General features: G+C 62.5%; 14 protein-coding genes. 6 read left to right on the top strand and 8 right to left on the bottom strand.

Annotated elements, in window-relative coordinates; genetic code table 11:
- Positions 1–74: 74 nt before the first annotated feature.
- Positions 75–794, top strand: coding sequence for an eCIS core domain-containing protein (locus H289_RS0122160; protein ID WP_020103024.1), 720 nt, complete (start codon positions 75–77; stop codon positions 792–794).
- 213 nt (positions 795–1,007) lie between these two features.
- Entirely contained in the window at positions 1,008–2,852 is a 1,845-nt protein-coding gene (locus tag H289_RS0122155) for a hypothetical protein (protein ID WP_020103023.1), read from the top strand.
- Between the two features lie 11 nt (positions 2,853–2,863).
- Here the strand turns inward: H289_RS0122155 and H289_RS0122150 are convergent, their stop codons facing one another.
- Both H289_RS0122150 and H289_RS33765 read right to left on the bottom strand, forming a co-directional pair.
- A complete protein-coding gene (locus tag H289_RS0122150; RefSeq protein ID WP_020103022.1) occupies positions 2,864–3,487 on the bottom strand; it encodes a hypothetical protein in 624 nt (207 codons plus the stop codon).
- An 81-nt stretch (positions 3,488–3,568) separates the two neighbouring features.
- Complete coding sequence (locus H289_RS33765; protein ID WP_020103021.1) at positions 3,569–3,862, bottom strand: hypothetical protein; 294 nt, start codon at positions 3,860–3,862, stop codon at positions 3,569–3,571.
- On the opposite strand from H289_RS33765, the gene H289_RS34040 reads away from it, so the two are divergent.
- The gene (locus H289_RS34040) at positions 3,768–4,082 is read left to right on the top strand and encodes a DUF4280 domain-containing protein (RefSeq protein WP_353583699.1); all 315 of its coding nucleotides are present in this window, start codon (positions 3,768–3,770) and stop codon (positions 4,080–4,082) included. The genes H289_RS33765 and H289_RS34040 overlap by 95 nt on opposite strands.
- Positions 4,083–4,274: 192 nt before the next feature.
- Here H289_RS34040 and H289_RS31990 read toward each other — a convergent pair whose 3' ends face one another.
- From H289_RS31990 to H289_RS0122125, 4 genes are all read right to left on the bottom strand, one after another.
- A complete protein-coding gene (locus H289_RS31990) occupies positions 4,275–8,237 on the bottom strand; it encodes a phage tail protein (RefSeq protein ID WP_020103020.1) in 3,963 nt (1,320 codons plus the stop codon).
- Between the two features lie 172 nt (positions 8,238–8,409).
- Positions 8,410–10,461 (bottom strand): ATP-binding protein, encoded by a 2,052-nt coding sequence (locus H289_RS31045; protein WP_051128556.1) that lies wholly within the window; start codon positions 10,459–10,461, stop codon positions 8,410–8,412.
- Complete coding sequence (locus tag H289_RS31040; protein ID WP_020103018.1) at positions 10,458–11,258, bottom strand: Pvc16 family protein; 801 nt, start codon at positions 11,256–11,258, stop codon at positions 10,458–10,460. Before H289_RS31040 ends, H289_RS31045 begins: the two co-directional genes overlap by 4 nt.
- Positions 11,259–11,345: 87 nt before the next feature.
- On the bottom strand, positions 11,346–11,972 hold the full coding sequence (locus H289_RS0122125) for a response regulator transcription factor (RefSeq protein ID WP_020103017.1): 627 nt from the start codon (positions 11,970–11,972) through the stop codon (positions 11,346–11,348).
- Between the two features lie 223 nt (positions 11,973–12,195).
- On the opposite strand from H289_RS0122125, the gene H289_RS33155 reads away from it, so the two are divergent.
- From H289_RS33155 to H289_RS0122110, 3 genes are all read left to right on the top strand, one after another.
- Positions 12,196–12,366 carry a hypothetical protein gene (locus H289_RS33155; RefSeq protein ID WP_155944218.1) on the top strand — a complete coding sequence of 57 codons (171 nt, stop codon included), beginning with the start codon at positions 12,196–12,198 and terminating at the stop codon, positions 12,364–12,366.
- A gap of 351 nt (positions 12,367–12,717) precedes the next feature.
- Positions 12,718–13,401 carry a hypothetical protein gene (locus tag H289_RS31985; protein WP_020103015.1) on the top strand — a complete coding sequence of 228 codons (684 nt, stop codon included), beginning with the start codon at positions 12,718–12,720 and terminating at the stop codon, positions 13,399–13,401.
- Between the two features lie 313 nt (positions 13,402–13,714).
- Complete coding sequence (locus H289_RS0122110) at positions 13,715–14,107, top strand: VOC family protein (RefSeq protein ID WP_020103014.1); 393 nt, start codon at positions 13,715–13,717, stop codon at positions 14,105–14,107.
- Between the two features lie 5 nt (positions 14,108–14,112).
- Here the strand turns inward: H289_RS0122110 and H289_RS0122105 are convergent, their stop codons facing one another.
- On the bottom strand, positions 14,113–15,072 hold the full coding sequence (locus H289_RS0122105) for an NAD-dependent epimerase/dehydratase family protein (RefSeq protein WP_029105588.1): 960 nt from the start codon (positions 15,070–15,072) through the stop codon (positions 14,113–14,115).
- On the bottom strand, positions 15,057–16,856 hold the full coding sequence (locus tag H289_RS31980) for a glycosyltransferase (RefSeq protein ID WP_231388098.1): 1,800 nt from the start codon (positions 16,854–16,856) through the stop codon (positions 15,057–15,059). The genes H289_RS0122105 and H289_RS31980 overlap by 16 nt, the downstream gene beginning before the upstream one ends.
- Between the last annotated feature and the right edge of the window lie 86 nt (positions 16,857–16,942).

The raw sequence follows: 16,942 nt of genomic DNA, 5'->3' as shown, positions 1-16,942 counted from the left end.
TCGTTCGTGTCTTCCGCCGAACGCGTCAGAGGTGGATTCTGGATGGAGACCCAATACGGCAAGCGAGGGACTGCATGCATACCCACGAAGGCTTCGACCAAGAATCCAGCCTGCGCCCCAAGGCATCCCGAATAGAGGAAGCCGAATCGGCCGTCGCGATGAAAGCCGCGATGTCGGGACGACTCGACGCCGCAGGAGCGCCCGGGATGCTGGGGCTTCAACGCGCGATCGGCAATGCGGGCACCACCGAACTGATCGAGCAGGAGCGCTCGCCGGTTCACGACGTGATCGGCTCCGGAGGCTCTCCCATGGAGCCGGCACTCCGGGCCGAAATGGAAGGCCGGCTGGGCCATGACTTCGGCGACGTGAGGATTCACACTGACGCCGCCGCACACAACTCCGCCAAATCAGTGAACGCCCAGGCCTACACCGTCGGCTCCGACATCGTCTTCCAACAGGGTAAGTACGACCCCGGATCACAAACCGGCCAGCACATGCTCGCCCACGAACTGACTCACGTTGTGCAACAACGCAGCGGGCCAGTTGACGGGACCGACGCCGGCGGAGGGGTCAAGGTCAGCGATCCTTCCGATCGATTCGAGCGCGAAGCAGTCGCCAATGCCGATCGCGTCATGTCCTCGGCCCCCGCCGTCGCAACGCACGATGTCCAGCGGTCCAATGGCAGCGCGACGCCAATGGTGCAGCGCGAGGAGGGTGAAGAGGAGGAAGACAAGGCCTCTGCACAAACGTATGTCCAGCGGCACGAGGACTGCGCTGATCACGATTCGGTCTAATGATCCCGCCGAGGCACCGAAACCCGCGATATAGTCCGCTGACCACGGTGACGTTTCGACCCTCGCGGACGGATGATGACCGAACACGTATGCGATGACTGCGGTACGCCGAACGCAGCTGATGCACGTTTTTGCGTCGGCTGCGATGAGTACCTGGGTTGGGACTCCGCGAACAACAGGCCAGATCCCGACAAGACGAACGTAATGCCGCGGATGGGCGCACGTCGGCATTGGGCCGCGGTTGACACCGAAAGCCGCGCGGAGGCGCCCGAAGTCAAGCTCCCCGACGCTGCGGCACTGCTCGACCCAGAGGCCGACGTCGCAGTCCAGATCCGGAACCCGTCAACCATCGTCGACGCCTACACCCTGACCGCTGTTCAGGCACCCCCTTGGCTCACATTGAGCCACCCCGAGATAACGCTCATGCCGGGCACCACCGAACTCGCCACCGCGACGTTGGGAACCACTTCAGGATCGCTGGTATCCGCACAGACCCTCACCATCGGATTGCGCGTCCGCTCGGAGCGCGATACCACCCGATTCACCGACGTGCCGATGACGGTGACCGTCCCGCAGCACGGCCCCGCAGTCAAGCTGACCACCCGGCCGACGGCAGTTCGCCTGGTCGATGTGACCACCGGCAGCTTCGAAGTCCTGCTCGACAACACCAGCAGCAACTATCCACACAATGTGGCCCTGGCCGGGACGGATGCCGAAGGCACAGTCAACTTCACCTTCTCGCCACCGTGGTTGGTGGTCGAGCCCGGCCAATCTGCCACGGCCCTAGCCGAATTCAGCGTGCCAGAGATCCGGCCGGGTGAAACGCAGGTTCGCCGCCTGACGATCACCGCGACCGAGGACAACGCCGTTGCTGAGGCGACGGTGGTCGTCAATCAGGAGCGCACAGTTGCGCCCCCACTGCGCTTCCGGATCGAGCCGAGTTCACCACACGCAAGGGACGCCGAATCTGTCGTGGTCACGCTGGTTGTCGATAACCGCGATTCGGCGACCACCCGTACGGTGCGGTTCGACGGGCGAGATCCGGCCGGAGCAGTGCGCTTCGCGTTCGCCAACGCCAAACTGTCGGTGCCGGCCAACCGTGCGGTCACCACGTCGGTACGCATCAGTGCAGCGCCACCGCCGCGAGGACAGGAATCCACCAGGCCGTTCTCAGTGGTGGCGTCCTACGGTGACGGTGAGATCGAGGCGCCCGGAACATTCGTCCAGTCGACGTCGGTGACGGCATACTCGGTGTCGCGGCTGGTCGTGGCGCCGGAAACCCTGAGAACAGCTGAGCCACAGGGCGAATTCCAATACTGCATCGAGAACCGTCACGAAACGCAGTGGCTGCAAGCCGGCATGTCGGGTTCCGACGTCCAGGGTGTGGTGCGGTTCGAGTTTTCTCCGCCGGGTTTCGACGTCCCACCAGGCGGAGTGGCATGGGGCGTGGTGTCGGTTACCGCACCGGCACCGGTCAAACGAGGCGAGGAAGCGACGCGCGACCTCGAAATCACGGCGTCCAGCGGCGACGAATCCCTGACGACCAAAGCAACTTTCATCCATTCCGGATGGAACTGGATTCCCATCGTGCAAGTCGCGATGATCGTCTTCGGCGGGGTGCTGGCGATGTGGGGTGCGGCGGAACCCTGGGCGTCGAACGTGCGGTTGTTCAACGGTAGATGGCTGATCGAATCGAGTTGGTGGTCAAACTCCACCAACACCGGGCTGATCGACAAGATCAATCAGTACGGAGTCATGTTCCTGTGGCACCAAACGCCCGACCAGTTCGTCGCATTCTCACAACCGCCTGAGCGAATATCGATTTTCGTGCTTGCCGTCGCATTGGTAGTGACCGCCTTCGCCAGCATCGGAAGATGGAGCATCCTGGTCGCGGTTCTGATAGCGGTCTTGGCTGTCGCGTACTGGCTGCTGCTCCTCATTTCCCTGGCCTGGCAGCACGCCTCCGCGGGCTTCCCCAGCTACGGAATCATGCTGGTGCTGCTGGGTGCGGCCATCGGGTTCGCCGGCGGAATGTGGGCGCGCGTCACCAACCGCTAGTCGCCGAAAGCTCAATCGCCACAGTCGAGGTCGATCGGCCGGTTGAACGGATCGATGGCCGCCGACAGGGCCTCGGCATCGGAATGCCGTTGCGCCTCTTCGGTATCGTGCATCTCCTGCAGATGGTCCTGCAACGCAGCAGTCCCGCACCCGGTGAAGTCGATGTGGTGTGCCGTCGTGCCGTTGTAGGTGCGGAATCGCCGCGCGTGTTCATTCTCGTGCGGACGGAGCACGTCGCGAAGGAACGCTCTGACACGGCGCTGCTGACATTCGGTCAGACCGTCAGGCATGTCCGGCATCCTGATCGTCACCTTTGCGTTGTAGGTCACTTTGAAGGTGCCGACCGCATGCAGGCACGGATTGTCGTCGGGGCAGTCGGTGCAATCCTTGGCGCGCTTCATGGATGTGGGCGCCCATTTGGAGATCCCGCCGTCGTATTCGGCCGTAGTGTCGCCGTGCAGCGAGACGCTGGGCCCGCCGTGGTGCACAGTCGGACTCGATTGCGGCGGCTGGGTCACCAGCCGTGAGGCGGCGGCGTTGCCGATGGTGCGTTGGAGATCGAGCATCAGCCGGGCACGCGTGGTCGGGCTGGCCTGCCGGAGTGCTGACGCGAGATCCGGTTGCCAGGTGACCATCCAGGGCTGCCGGGACCGACGGGGCGCAGGCGAATTCGCCAACGTTCCGGCTGGCAACGATGTCCGTCGAGTCCTCACCCATTAAGTGGACTGCGGCGGTATGGGTTTGTCCAGTGTTCCCGCCGTCTTGGGCATGCAGTCAAGGTTGCCGCGCAACGATTTCGGGGATTCCGGCGCCGCCGATGCGAGCGTAAAGTCAGCTTCCATGGCGGGCCAGGTGGTCGTGAACGGCGCGATGCTGCAATGTACTTTCGGTGCAGCGCCGTCTGCACTGACCGTCTTGCCGGCAACCAGGGTCACGGCATCCTCGCAGCCAGCCGCGACGATCGCGGACTCCAAACCGATGGCGAACATCAGTTCCTTCGGCGTATGCATGACCCCGTCGAACCCTCAGGTCGCTGCTGCAACCGCCGCCGCGTTAGGTGTGTTGACCCCGCAACCGTGCATTCCGGCAACGGGTACGCCGTGGACCCCGGGCTCCCCTACCGTCACGTTGGGCGGCATCCCCGCGTTGACGAACGTGTCCACGTGCATGTGTATGTGGGGTGGAGTGATTTCCGTGACCGCCAATCCGAACATGACGGTGCAGGCATAACCCTGCCGGGACCGCGGCGCATCGGCTGGTTCGCGGATGCTGGCAATGACGTTCCACGAATGGGTCGATTGCCGCAATCTCCCGTTGATCAGCGTTAGGTCGGACTACGCCGCGCCATGATGACTGCGGTTCGAGTGGACGCCTTCGCGGGTCTACGTCCAGCAGATTAAGGCTGGCAACGTCCTCGCTGGCTCAGTCAAAGTCTGCGCTTTCCAGCCTCTGATTGATTAGCGCTTTGTAGTGAGCGCTCTGCTGATCGTATGCGTCGGTCAGTTCGCCGTCGGTGGGCCGTGCTCCGGCATCGGCACCCCGCCGATCGCCAACTTGCTGCTGCTCGGCCTTGACCGCCGCTTTGGTTCGTCCGAGGGCCTGCGTCATCAGACTGGAGAGAACTGGTTCGATGCGACGCTCCCATTGATGCTTCAGATAGACGCGCCAGTAACGCTTGGGTTCGACGCCCCCCGCGGGGCCGGGGACCTTGCGCATCCCCATCTCCTCGCCCCCGGCACCTGCGCGCACCATCGCGACGACATTGCCCATGCGAATTATCAAGTCTTGGTCGCCGCCCCGCGTGGCCTGCCAGGGAACTCCACCAGTCTTTTCCGACCCGGCGGCTGCGTAGATCATGATCGTTGGTTGCGACCTGTAACGCGTGTCGTCCTTGGTCACTTTGCCAGTGCGAGTAAGCGCCATCAAGGCGCGTCGAACCAGCCCGTCAGGAATTGTGTGCTCGGCTGTCATTTGCCACTCAGGTACGGATTTTCCATGCAGGCTGCGTAGTTGAGCACCGTATGGCGCGATGTTCGCGATTCCAGGTGCATGTGCACCGGGGCCATCGGTGGCGCTCATGTTCGCCTTCGCGAACTCCATGATCGCAAGTTGCACTTTGCGGGCTTCTTGACGGTCACCTTCGATCTTAGAAAGCTCGGCTCGAACTTTCGCCGGATTGGCTAGGGCCCACTTCTCTCCCTTATCCCGCAACCCCTTTACGGCTGCTCGGTAGAGACCCATTCGATATCTGAACTTCCCAGCAAGATCAGCTATTTGGGCCCTCAGGCTCGCCGGTTTCAGGTGGGCGAAGGCATCCATGAGCCGTCTGGCCGTGGATGCGACATAGAGTTCCTCAGGTTTACCAGGATTGGTATAGAGCCTATGAGACTCACCTTTGGCGGTGAAACTCTCGCTGAAGACGATTGCCATCAGCGCATCGCACTTCTTGCGGAGGTAGTCGCGTACGGCTTCGGCCTTGCCCTTGACCCACTTCTTCCCGCCTTCGTATTTGCCTTTGGCCCACGCCTTTCCCTGCTCCGCCTTCCCTTTCACCCACGCCTTCCCCTGCTCTGCCTTCCCCTTCACCCACGCCTTGCCCGCCGCCACCTTGGCCTTGACCTTGCTGCCAATCCCCTTGAGCCCGCGAATGATCGGGCCGGCGAGCTTGAGCCCGGTCTTGATCACGAAGTCGATGGCCTTGGTGACCGGCTTCTGCAGCTTCTCGATGATCTCGCGGACCTTCTGGCCGATGCCACCGATACCGATCACGCTAGCGAGGAAACCGATGAGAATCGGCACCAACTGGCCGAGCACGTCTTCGATCTTCGCGACGACGCCGCCGATGTTGCCGCGGACGATGTCGGCCGCCGAGTCGATCACCGTGTTGACGAACTTGAGAATCCGCTCGGCGTTGTTGACGAAGAACATGATGATGTCGTAAATCAGCTTGCAGGCCTTGATGAATGCCGCAGCCGGGTTGAGCAGGCCGATCAGCCAGGTGATGCCGGCCGTGATGATCTTGGTGATCACGAAGTCCTTGACCTGCTCGAGGATCATCTCCTTGATGTCGCCGAGCTTGTCCATCAGCATCTGCCACAGCGCGCCGACACCGCCGGAGGCGAGGAGCTGGAAGACCTCGACGCCCTTCTCGATGGCAGCCATTGCGGGCTCGCCGATCTGTTTCACCAAGCGGTTGCGGATATTTCGCCATGTCAGTCCGAAGATCGACGCGAGCAGTTTGATGATGCCCTGCAGATCGAACTTGTCGGGCAGTTCGATGCCGCCTTCGGCCAACGCCCCGAACAGCCACGTCATCAAGCCCTTGCGCAGGTGCGTCAGGATGTTGTCCTTGAACCTGATGATGCCGCCCTTGATGCCTTCAACCAGGTTGCCGAGGAATCGCACCGGGTGCTTGATGATGTCGCCGACGACGTGCGCCACCCGCGCGAGCGTGTCCATCAGCATCGCGGCCAGTTTGCGAATCGTGTTGATGACGGCCTTGATTGCGCCGATCGCCTTGTCGACCAGGCCCTTGTTCTCGGCCTGCAGCTCTTCGATCCGCTCGTCGAGGCCCTTGCGGGCTTCGCCGTACTTGGTCGCCAGGGTGTCGACGACGGCGTCCTGCTTGGACTTGACGTCCTCCTCCAGCTGCTCGAACTTGTCGCTGATCTCCTTCGACGCCTCCGCGCCCAACTTCTGCAGGCCGGCCGGCAGACTTTTCACGTACGACGCGATCTCCGTCTTACCCGCCGCAATCCTCTTCTTGGCCGCGGTGAGGTCGTTGCCGACGATGTCCGCGACCCGAGAGATGACGGTGTCCATCTGTTTGAGGTACAGCTCGCGCCCGGCCTCGTAGAACTCGTTGACCTTCGACGGCATGCCGAGCAATTTGTCCTTGGCCCAACGGAGTCCGCCGAGCCAGCCACCGTAGCGATCCTTCTTGTAGGCGGCCATCTTCGCCGCAACGTAGGTCTCGAACGTCTTTCGCGCGGCGGCCTCGCCCTGGTCGAACTCCTTCTCCACCTTCGGGTCGATGCCGTCGAGGATCTTCTTCACGTCGGCTTCGGTGGCGGCGAAGATCGACTGGATCTTGGCGGTGACCTCGGCGCGCTTCTGTTCGTCCTTGGACTTCGTCTTGCCCTTGTCCGCAACGAGTTTGGCCAGTGCCGTCGCTTTGGTGCCCTGCATACCCGTGACGCCTGCCTTGGTCTCGGCGGCAGCTTCAACATGGGCTTGCGAAATGGTGTCCTGTTCCTGCTTGCGGTACTCGGCCGGCGCCGTATCAGCATGCGCGGCAGCCTCTTTCTTGTCCGCCAGCGCCTGGTTGAACTCGGGCTCGTTGGAATCGGCGAGCTGCTTCTCATCGACGTTGGCGTCGGTCATTTCCTGATTGGCCTGCTGCTTGCCTGCTTCGAGGTTCAGCTGCTCCGGCGGCGCCGGTTTGGGCACCGCGCCGGCGGCCGGAATGGCTGGCGCGGCACCCTGCTGCTCGGGCCCCATCGGAGTCACCGGCTTGGCGACGGCCTTGGACGTGTCTGGTGCAGCCTCGGTGGCGGACTTGATGTCGTGGGTCTCGCCGTCCTTGTCCTGGTTGACAAGGCCCTTGACGGCGCCCTTGACTTCGCCGGCCTTACCGGATTTCGCGTAGTTGTCGGCTTCCTTCAGCGTCTTCGGGGACTTGGCCTCAATGGCTGCCTTGACCGCGGCGATGAACGCCTTCTTGTCGAACGATCCCGCCTGCTGCGCGTCCATCGTGTCGACTTTCGCGGCCTTCGCTTGCCCGGCAACATCATCGGTCGGTGCGAGGGCCGCATCCTGAGCTTCCTTGGCTTTGGAGGCGGCCGCTGGATGTGCGCGCTTGTCCTTGGCGAAGGCACCGACATGGTGGGTGACAGCGGTGAATGCCGGGTCCTCATGTGGTGCAACATGTTGCGGCGCCACGGGTGGCTGCAACAACTGATCGGCCGACAGCGGCGCCGCAGTTTCGACCGGGGCAGGGGCAGGAGGGGCCCCCGGCTGTGGCGGCGCGCCTGCACTCGCTCCTCCGACGTGCTTCGCCGGCTTCGCCGCAGTGGTACCAAGGCGGCTTTTCGCCGGCACCGGCTTGGGCGGCGGCACCGGCTTCTTGGGTGCTACGGCATTGGGGCCGAATCCGGTCATGTTCACCGCCAGCGCCGACGCGGGCGGTTTCGGTCCCTCAAGCTCGACCGGAACACCGACGGATTTGGCTGCCTTCAGACCTTTTTCGACGATGTCGACGGCCGGCTCGTCGTGTCGTATTTCATGCAGCGCGGCTTCAATCTCACTTGCACCGGGCGCGCGCAGCTTTCCCATCAACAACGCATTCACTGCGGCATTGCCGGCGGCGCGCTGCAGGCCCATCATGGCGGCGGGGCTTCCCGCTTGCCTAGGGCGCTCTGTCTTCCGACGCGCCTCGACCAACGCATCGTCGACGGGTCGCGTAGTGCGCGCCGGTTCCGTCATGGCCGTTACACCGATTCTTCCTCGACATCGAACTCGTGACACTTGTCATGGACACGCATGATGTTTCCCGCCCTCATCTCGCAGTCACGCCGATCCCGTTGGTCGGCAACAGCCGCCCCTGCTTGCGGTACTCCCGGTGTATCGCCGCCGTCAGATGCTCGACGTCAATGTCGCGGCCGGACCCCGCCGCCATGTAGGCGGCGGTGATCGCAGCTGACCGAATGTTGCCTCCGGCCAACGGGAATGCATCGGCAAAGACGTTGAGCTGAAGGTCCGTCCCGCTTGGGACCGGCCCCTCCAGACAGCGCTTCCACAGCGCCAACCGGGCATGTTCGTCAGGCATCGGAAAGTCCACGACCATGTCAAGTCGTCGAGTGAACGCATCGTCCAGATTGGCCCGCAGGTTGGTAGCCAGAATGGCCACGCCGTCGAACGACTCCATCCGTTGCAGCAGATAGGCGCTCTCGATGTTGGCGTACCGGTCGTGCGCATCGCGAACCTCGCTGCGCTTGCCGAAGATCGCGTCGGCCTCGTCGAACAGCAGCACCGCCGACACGTTGGATGCCTCGGTGAAGATGCGCTCCAGGTTCTTCTCCGTCTCGCCGATGTATTTGTCGACGACAGTCGCGAGGTCCACCGCATACAGATCGAGGCCGAGGTCGCCGGCAATCACTTCGGCAGCCATCGTCTTGCCGGTTCCGGAGTCTCCTGCAAAAAGCGCTGTGACACCGCTGCCTCGGCCCCCGCCGGGGCGCATCCGCCAGTCCCGCAGCACCCGTTCCCGGTACCGCGCTCGAACTGTCAACTCCTGCAACTGCTCCAGCGTGGTGTCGGGCAGAACCAGGTCGTCCCACGAGACGCAGGGTGCCACGCGACGAGAGAGCCGCTCGAGCCCCGCCGCATTCTGGAGTCGGGCACCGCGGCGCAACTCAGCATTGGTCGGTGTGCCGCCCTCGAGCCGCGCCGCCGCATGCGCCGAATCGATCGCCGCGGCAACCTCTTTCGGCCCGAACGCGAACTGGGATGCCAGATCGTCGACATCGACGGTATCGGCCAGCGTTCCAAGTTGGTGTTTCCACAATTCCGTGCGCTCTGAGGTGGTCAGCCGGGCTGTTTCGACAACCAACGGAACGTCGTCGGACCAGGCTGGGTCCCATGCCGACGTACCGACGAGCACCACCGGCACCGGTAGCCGGGCCAGTAGCGGCATGACTCGGGCAGCGTGCTCCGACAGTGGCTCGACCGGCGAAATCACCAGTCCCGCACCGCCGAGAACTGCCTCGCGCCCCAGCACGGCGACTGCTATCGCAGGATCACCAGCCGCGACCAGGCGGCGTGCGTCGCACAGCAGGACCGGTCGGTCGGCCTTGTACAACCCGTCAGCCGCAATCGCGGCTCCGGAACAGCCTCCGGTCTCTCGCAGGTAGTAGAACCGTTGCCCAGCCAGCAGAGCCTTCGCGAGCGCAGTCGATTGATCCGTGACGTTGCGGTGCGGTTCGGTCAGCAACCCGGTCAATGCGGAGTCGGGCTCGTCGTCGCCCAACAGATGCGCGCTGACTCGATCCGGGACACGAAGGCCGCGGGTGAGGAACGGCCGCTCGGATTCCTCGATGAGCACCAACGCAAGGTCGACCAGTGGCGCCCCGGGCGACAATCGTGCCCGGGCCGCTGCATCCAGCGGAGAGAGGTCGGCCAGCTCGAGTGCCAATCCGACCGTCGCACGCCGCCGCGTCACATCGTCATTGAGATAGCCGTAGAAGCGCTCGAACCGAGAATCCAGGTCGGGAAGCAGCGCGATGACCAACAGCTCGACGTCGTCCGCTGTCAAACCTGCAGTGCGGGCCAGCGCCCGCAGTCGCAGGTCGGCACCCGCCGCTTCAGCGCTATCGGCATTGCTCTCCAATAGGTTTCGGCGGACCGAGTCGAACCGCGGCGGTCGCTGCCGCTCACCCAATAACGCATCGACGGTGGCGTCGCTGATGTACAGACCACGAAACTGGTCGTCCGGTGTGGGATCCACACTCCTGCGGTGGGCGACGAGAGTTCTGACCCGTTCTTCCGCGACCGTCGCCCAGCCGAGTAGGTATGCCCGGCTGTCCATGGCGCTGGTCGCCGATCCTGTCACTTTGTCGGCCCTCCGGAATTCGGCCGCCGCTTGCGCATGCGTACTGACGCGTCTGAAGCCGCCGGCTCACCTGCCGTTGCTTTTGACGACGTGTCTCCCGCCTGTCCGCTCTGCGCGGAATCTGTCCGCGTCTGATCGGTGTCGATTGCTCCCGTCCCGTCAGACGAGCCCAAGGCGGTCTCTGTCGCACCGGGGTGCCGGGTCTCCGGCGGCGCACTGTCGGCAAGGCCTTGCATGGTCAACGTGGGCGGGAACTTGACCGGCGCAGCAGCCAAGAACTCCCGACCAGTCTCGATCGGAGCGGTCACCACCACATCCAGTGAGGGCTTCAATTCACCGCCGAGTGCGGTCCATACATCGGCGAACGAGCGGTCCTCTGGAGGTGGCAACGCCACGCTCACAGGCACCGCCAGGCCCATCCCGCGCAGAGATTCACTCAGCACATGCTGAGGCAGCGCCTCGTATCGCAGGAAACAACGCAACAGCGACGCCAGCAGCCGATGTTCGTCCTCGGGACGCTGCGTCCACGCCGCGACGAGATACGACAATTTGAAATACCTTGGGGGCAAGTGCCTTGAGACGACGATGTTCTCGCGGTACTCGTTGATCAGACCCCGCTCCCGCCGGCGGAGATCCTCGCGAATGTCGTACAGATAGACGTCGATGGTGGGTCCGCTACGCCGCGCGGCCCAATCTTTGGTCGGTGCGTCGAACACCACTTCCACATCGGCATGGTTCACCGCCTCACTGCTGATCAACTTCTTCAGCGCCTCATCGACGTCAGAAATCACAGTCATCACCGTCGCGCGATGGGAGCTTCCGCGGAACGGGCAGTGGTTCCGCCATCAGGGCAGGAAACGTTGCCCGAAAAGGCAATTCAGCACCTAGATCAGTCCAGCTCGGACGGCGTACGCCACCGCATGCGAGCGGTTGCGCAGCTGCAGTCGCGTGGTCACGTCGTGCAGGACGTTCTTCACCGTTCGCTGGCTGTAGCACAGCTGCTGGGCGATCTCGTTGGTGTCGTGGCCATCCGCGATGAGGCGCAGCACTGCGGTTTCCCGGTCCGTCAGCCCCGAAAACGTCAGCCCCTGCGGGGACAACAGCTGTCGCTGCAGCCGGCCTACCTGACCCAACAGCGTCCCGAGCAAGTCAGAGGGCAGCACGCCGTCGCCGTTGGCCACCTGCTGAATGGTCCGCACGAGCACGTCGGGCGTCGCGTCCGACCGCCGCAGCAAGCCACTTACGCCTACCTCGGCCGCACTTACGACGGTGTTGTCATCGATGGCACTGGTAACGAGAACGGTGTGCGCGATGTCGGCCCGCTGCAATGCTTGTAGGACGCGCAGCGTCTCGGCGTCAAGCGAGTCAGCGACCGCGACCGCGACGTCTGCCCGGCTCAGCTCCGCCGCCGCCACAATATCGACTTCGGGCCTCTGCCGAAGCTGACTGACCACACCGGCCTGCAAGATCGGATCATCGGCGTATACGTATGTACAAACTCGCTGCTGCATCGATCAACCTTCGATTGGAGCGGTCAGACGTCGAAGACAACTATCCGCAGCGGGCTCAACATGTAGTCAACGCCCGACCGAATCTGCTCAACAAACGGTCAACATGCAGGTCGCGAAGGCACACCAAGGTGCTGCCGTTGAGCCAGACGGAAGGACTTACGCTTCAGGCGTTGGTTGCACCGTCAATTGGGCAATCACCCGATTGCCGAAATACCAGAGCCCGATGATCAACAAAACCAAGATGATGATCACCGCGGAAAATCCATTGCCAACGGTGCTCATCAACACGACTGGCAAGTTGCGCACCTGCGACTCCGCCGACGGCCGAATCCTCTCCGGCTCCCTGACAGGTGACTCAACAACCGGCACAGTCACAACCACTGGTTCCGTCTGAGGAACCGAAACCGGCTGCGGCGACCATGACCCGGTGGCTGACGCGGAAGGCGTTGGTAGGACTACAGGAGGTATGTGTGGACAAGAGCAAGGTGGTGCCTGTATCCACGGCGACCGACTCACCTGCCCTAATGCACCTAGTGCACCACCCACGGCGGACATCCCGCCCAACCGATCTGCGGGCCCACTCTGTGGGAGGTCAGCGCCCAAGCGCAGGTTGAGCTTGATTGACCCGCTAGTGCTGCTACTGCTCGTACCCGATCCAGACGAGCTGTTCGTGGTAGAGCTCGAGCCGGATGTGGTTGTTCCGGAGGAACTTTGACCACTGGAGCCAGAGGTCGTCGAACCAGAGGTGGTCGAACCAGACGACGAGGAGCCAGTAGTAGTCGAACCGGATGTCGCTGACACGGTGGTCGTCGTGTTCTGCGACAGCGAAATGCCGGACGAGCCGGACGTCGTGGAACTCGACGACGTAGAACTCGACGACGTAGAACTCGACGACGTAGAACTCGACGACGTAGAACTCGACGACGTAGAACCAGACGTCGACGAACCCGACGTCGACGAATCAGAGGTCGAGGAACCCGACGTCGACGAATCAGACGTCGACGAATCAGAGGTCGACGAATCAGAGGTCGAGGAATCAGACGTCGAACTCGTGGTTGGGCACGTGATGAAGTTGCAGACGACCGTCGTTCCGGAACCCCACGACGGCGACCCGGGACCACCGTCGGTGGTGCTGGCACCGCTCGATCCAGGGGGGCTCACCGGAGGACTGGTGGTGGTGTGGAGTGGCGGAGGGTTGTGTGTTGTGCACGAACAGGCGTTGGCCTGCGGCGAAAGCACGACGATACCGGTTGTGGAACACAGGATTACAGGAAAGTACAACAGGGCCGCGACGGGTCTGCGTCCACGCGTGAACCTCGCGCCTGCCTTTGCAGGGAGCACGCTCTGCGCTCTAGACAGAGTCGGCAATACCGCGTTGGTGGTCGTGCGCACAGTCGCATCCTTCCGTGCGAGGCATCAGCCACTGTGAGACCGAGCAATCCCAGAACGTAATTATCAATTGCCATGCAGTCCGAGCACATGGGGAAAAATTGCCCATATTTGCGCGAAAACCTGGCGCACTGCGCTCTCCGATTTAATTGCAGGTCAACGCAATTAACGCTATTGATGGAATTCACTGCAGTAATTGCCACCACGGATAATACCGCCCGGTTGACGGCCAAACAGCTGGGTACGAACCTCCGTCGGTCGACGCGCTGCTGACTAGTGCACGCCGGGCGCATCCGTATCTACCTGGGCCAGAATGGTGGACGGGCCCCTCGTCAGCCGCTAATTTTACTGGGATGAGGTTCGAGTCGGTAGGCATCACTGTCGACTGCAGCGCCGATGCCGTGGACGCGCTCGCCGAATTCTGGTCCGCCACTATGGGCTACACCAAGCTTCTTCCTTGGGTGCTCATCGACCCGACCGGCGTCCATCCGCGGATACTGTTTCATGCTGTGCCGGAACCGAAAACGGTGAAGAACCGGTGGCATCTGGACCTGTATGTCGACCACCTCGACAATCTGCACGCCGAGATAGAACGACTCACATCGCTCGGTGCCACCCAGGCGCGCTACTACGACGACATCTCGCACGGATTCACCAATACCTTTGCCGTCATGATCGACCCGGCCGGCAACGAGTTCTGCGTCTGCGCACCGCATGTACCAGTCGGGTCAACGAGCAACGGCTGACATCACTACGACGCATTTGCGAGCAGGTACTCGGCACAATCGATGACCGTCTCGCGCACCGGCCTCGGCTCCCAGCCGAGTGCGCGGGCTTTGACATTCGAATAGGTGTAATTGCGATCCAGAAACGGAGAGATCGCCCGCATCTCGGGGTTCACCTTCGCGAGAGCCTTGATCACGGAATTGGGGATCGTGCGCGTCGGAACGTTCTTGGCCCGATCACCCAGCTGGGCACGCAGGTACGCGGCGATCTCGGGCATGGACATCGGCCCGGAAACCGCAAGGTACCGCTGACCTATCGCGCGCGGGTCCGTCAGCGCGCGAATATGCAAGTCCGCGACATCGCGCACATCCACGATGTTGAGCCCTATGTTCGGCACACCCCGCATGCCGGTGAGCATCCGGCCGATGATGTCGACGGATGCGGCGTTCCGCATCGACAGAAGCGGTCCGAACACAACACCGGGCAAAACGGTACTCAGCGCGAGTCCGCGTATGCGGGCGACGTCCCACGCGGCGCGCTCAGCAAGGACCTTCGAGACCCGATAAGCGTCACTCGCGGCTGCCTGTGGACCAGACCACAACGTTTCGTCGAACACTCCGCTCTCACCACGATCCGGCGTCGCCGATGCACTGCTCGACGTCACGACTACACGCGAAACACCCTCGGCTGCAGCCGCTTCCAAAACCCGTGTGGTTCCGTCGCGCGCCGGCGTGAGCATGTCGTCGCCCGTCAACGGTGAGGCGATATGTAGGAGATAATCAATGCCTGCCATCGCAGACTCCCAGCCTTCGTCGGCCGTCAAGTCCGCCATGGCGCACGTCACTCGGTCGGCGAAAAGTGTCCGCAGGTGCTCCTCCCCGCTGATGTTCCGGACGGTTGCGCATACTTCATATCCCTGAGCGAGGAGTGCAGCAATACACCACCCCGCGATGAAACCGGTGCCACCGGTTACGAGTACACGCATTGATGCCCTTCCGATTTATCAACCGATGGTTGGTGGGCTGCCTTAATACACAACACCTCATCGAGTGTTGCGGTACCGAAACCCGGAGAAGAGCGATCCGGGAGCCGACTCACCCGACCATTGTCGGCCTGATCGAATCGGGAAAGATCGAACATCGCCGGTCCACTGGACAAGGTATCGGTCAGCACATACCGCCCCGCGTTGTCGCCACGCTGCACGACTGCATCTGGCGCAGTCCTTCCCGTCAGTTCGGCGGCGTCCTCGAAATTGATCCCGACCTGAACCACACGTGGTTGTGCTTCCAGCACCGCCGTGAGTCGAGTGATGAGACGGTCAGGTGCGAAGAACCGCCAACCTTCGCCGAGGTGAAGCCAGAATCGACTATTGACCCAACGTCGAATCTCTGAAAGTTGATCAACACCAACACTTTTACCGAGCTTGAAGTCGAGGAACGGATAACGCTCCACGAGCACCTGACGATCCTGATCAGACATACCGACATCTACCACCAGAAACCGGCCGATCACCTCCACATCTTGGCAGCACCACACCAGGGAATTGAGAGTCAGTTCGGTCACGTGGCGGTCCGGTCCGGCTACCAAGCTGACCGTGACGTCGCTATCACACGGGTTTTCCGCCAACCAGTGCACGCGTTCACTGGGGTACGCGGTGACTGCCGCAAGCAATGCGGGCACTTCAACGTCGCGATTCGCCGCTATCCGCGCACGCTCATCACCGGAAATCGTTTGCCCGGCGACCACATTCGCGCATTGCTGGGCAATGTCCACTTCGCCGCCGCTCAGCAGCTGTCGGCACAATGTGAACGCTTCAAGGTGCCTTCCGAGCATCGACGCGCACACCGCCTGTTCGTCGATCGCCCGCCACCTGTAGACCTCATCGCCGACAAACAACGATTCCTCCTCGGGAAATGGCATCCGGGCAGCGCGTTCGGCGAACAAATGCCCGGGGTGATACCGCTCCTGCAGGCGGTACTGCCGGGCAATCGCGTGGAGAGGTTCCGCACGGGTCGGCCGAAACTCCCACGCCCGCAGGTACGCATCCTGCACTGCCGGCCAGGGCATACCCAACTCAGACATCGCCTCCGCAACCCGGAAAAGGGAGTAGTAGACCTCCTCGTCCCAATCCCCCATCTCGACACGCTTGGCGTACCAAGCGAGTGCGTTGGCGTAGTCTCCCAGGTCGAAATAGCTTTGCGCCAAATAGAAAACTGACCTGGCGTCACCGGGATCGCGTTCGACCGCCGCCAGCAACAGATCGCGGTCACGCGCATATTTCAGCGGATCAAGACTGCGGGCGCCCAGACGCCGGGACGCGACGTAGTAATCACCTTGGACGCGCTCCTCGACGAGCCCATCAGGACAGGCGGCGTATTCGTGTACGACCCCCTCGAATCGGCAGCGAACGTCATCGCGAAATAGCTGGCGACGCCAGTAGCTCTGGCCATCGCGGATGCGCAGCCAATAGACATCGGCCGTCAGGTCGTGAAATTCGGGTGCACCGACCAACAGGTCGTCGGCATCGATGGTGAGGATGTAGTCGCCATGCCCGCGTGCGAGATTCAGCGCCTCTGTTCGGTTGTGCGCGGAACTGAGCCAAACCCGTTCGTGCAACTCGCCGGGGATACCCAGGTCCGCCATGTGGCTGCGGATGACATCCTGCGTGCCATCGGCGGAACCGGTGTCGACCACGACCCAAGACGTGATGTACGGAGCCACGGAGTCGATGACTTCGCAAACAATATGCGCCTCGTTGCGAACGATCATGCTGAGGCATATCGCCGGCATCATCGTTGTCGTGTCAGACATTTTGTATAGCAACGCATTTCGAGGTAACGAACATCTACCACGAA

The sequence above is a fragment of the Mycobacterium sp. 360MFTsu5.1 genome (genome assembly GCF_000383495.1).
GTDB lineage: Bacteria > Actinomycetota > Actinomycetes > Mycobacteriales > Mycobacteriaceae > Mycobacterium > Mycobacterium mucogenicum_B.
This window is presented reverse-complemented; position numbering and strand designations above follow the sequence as displayed.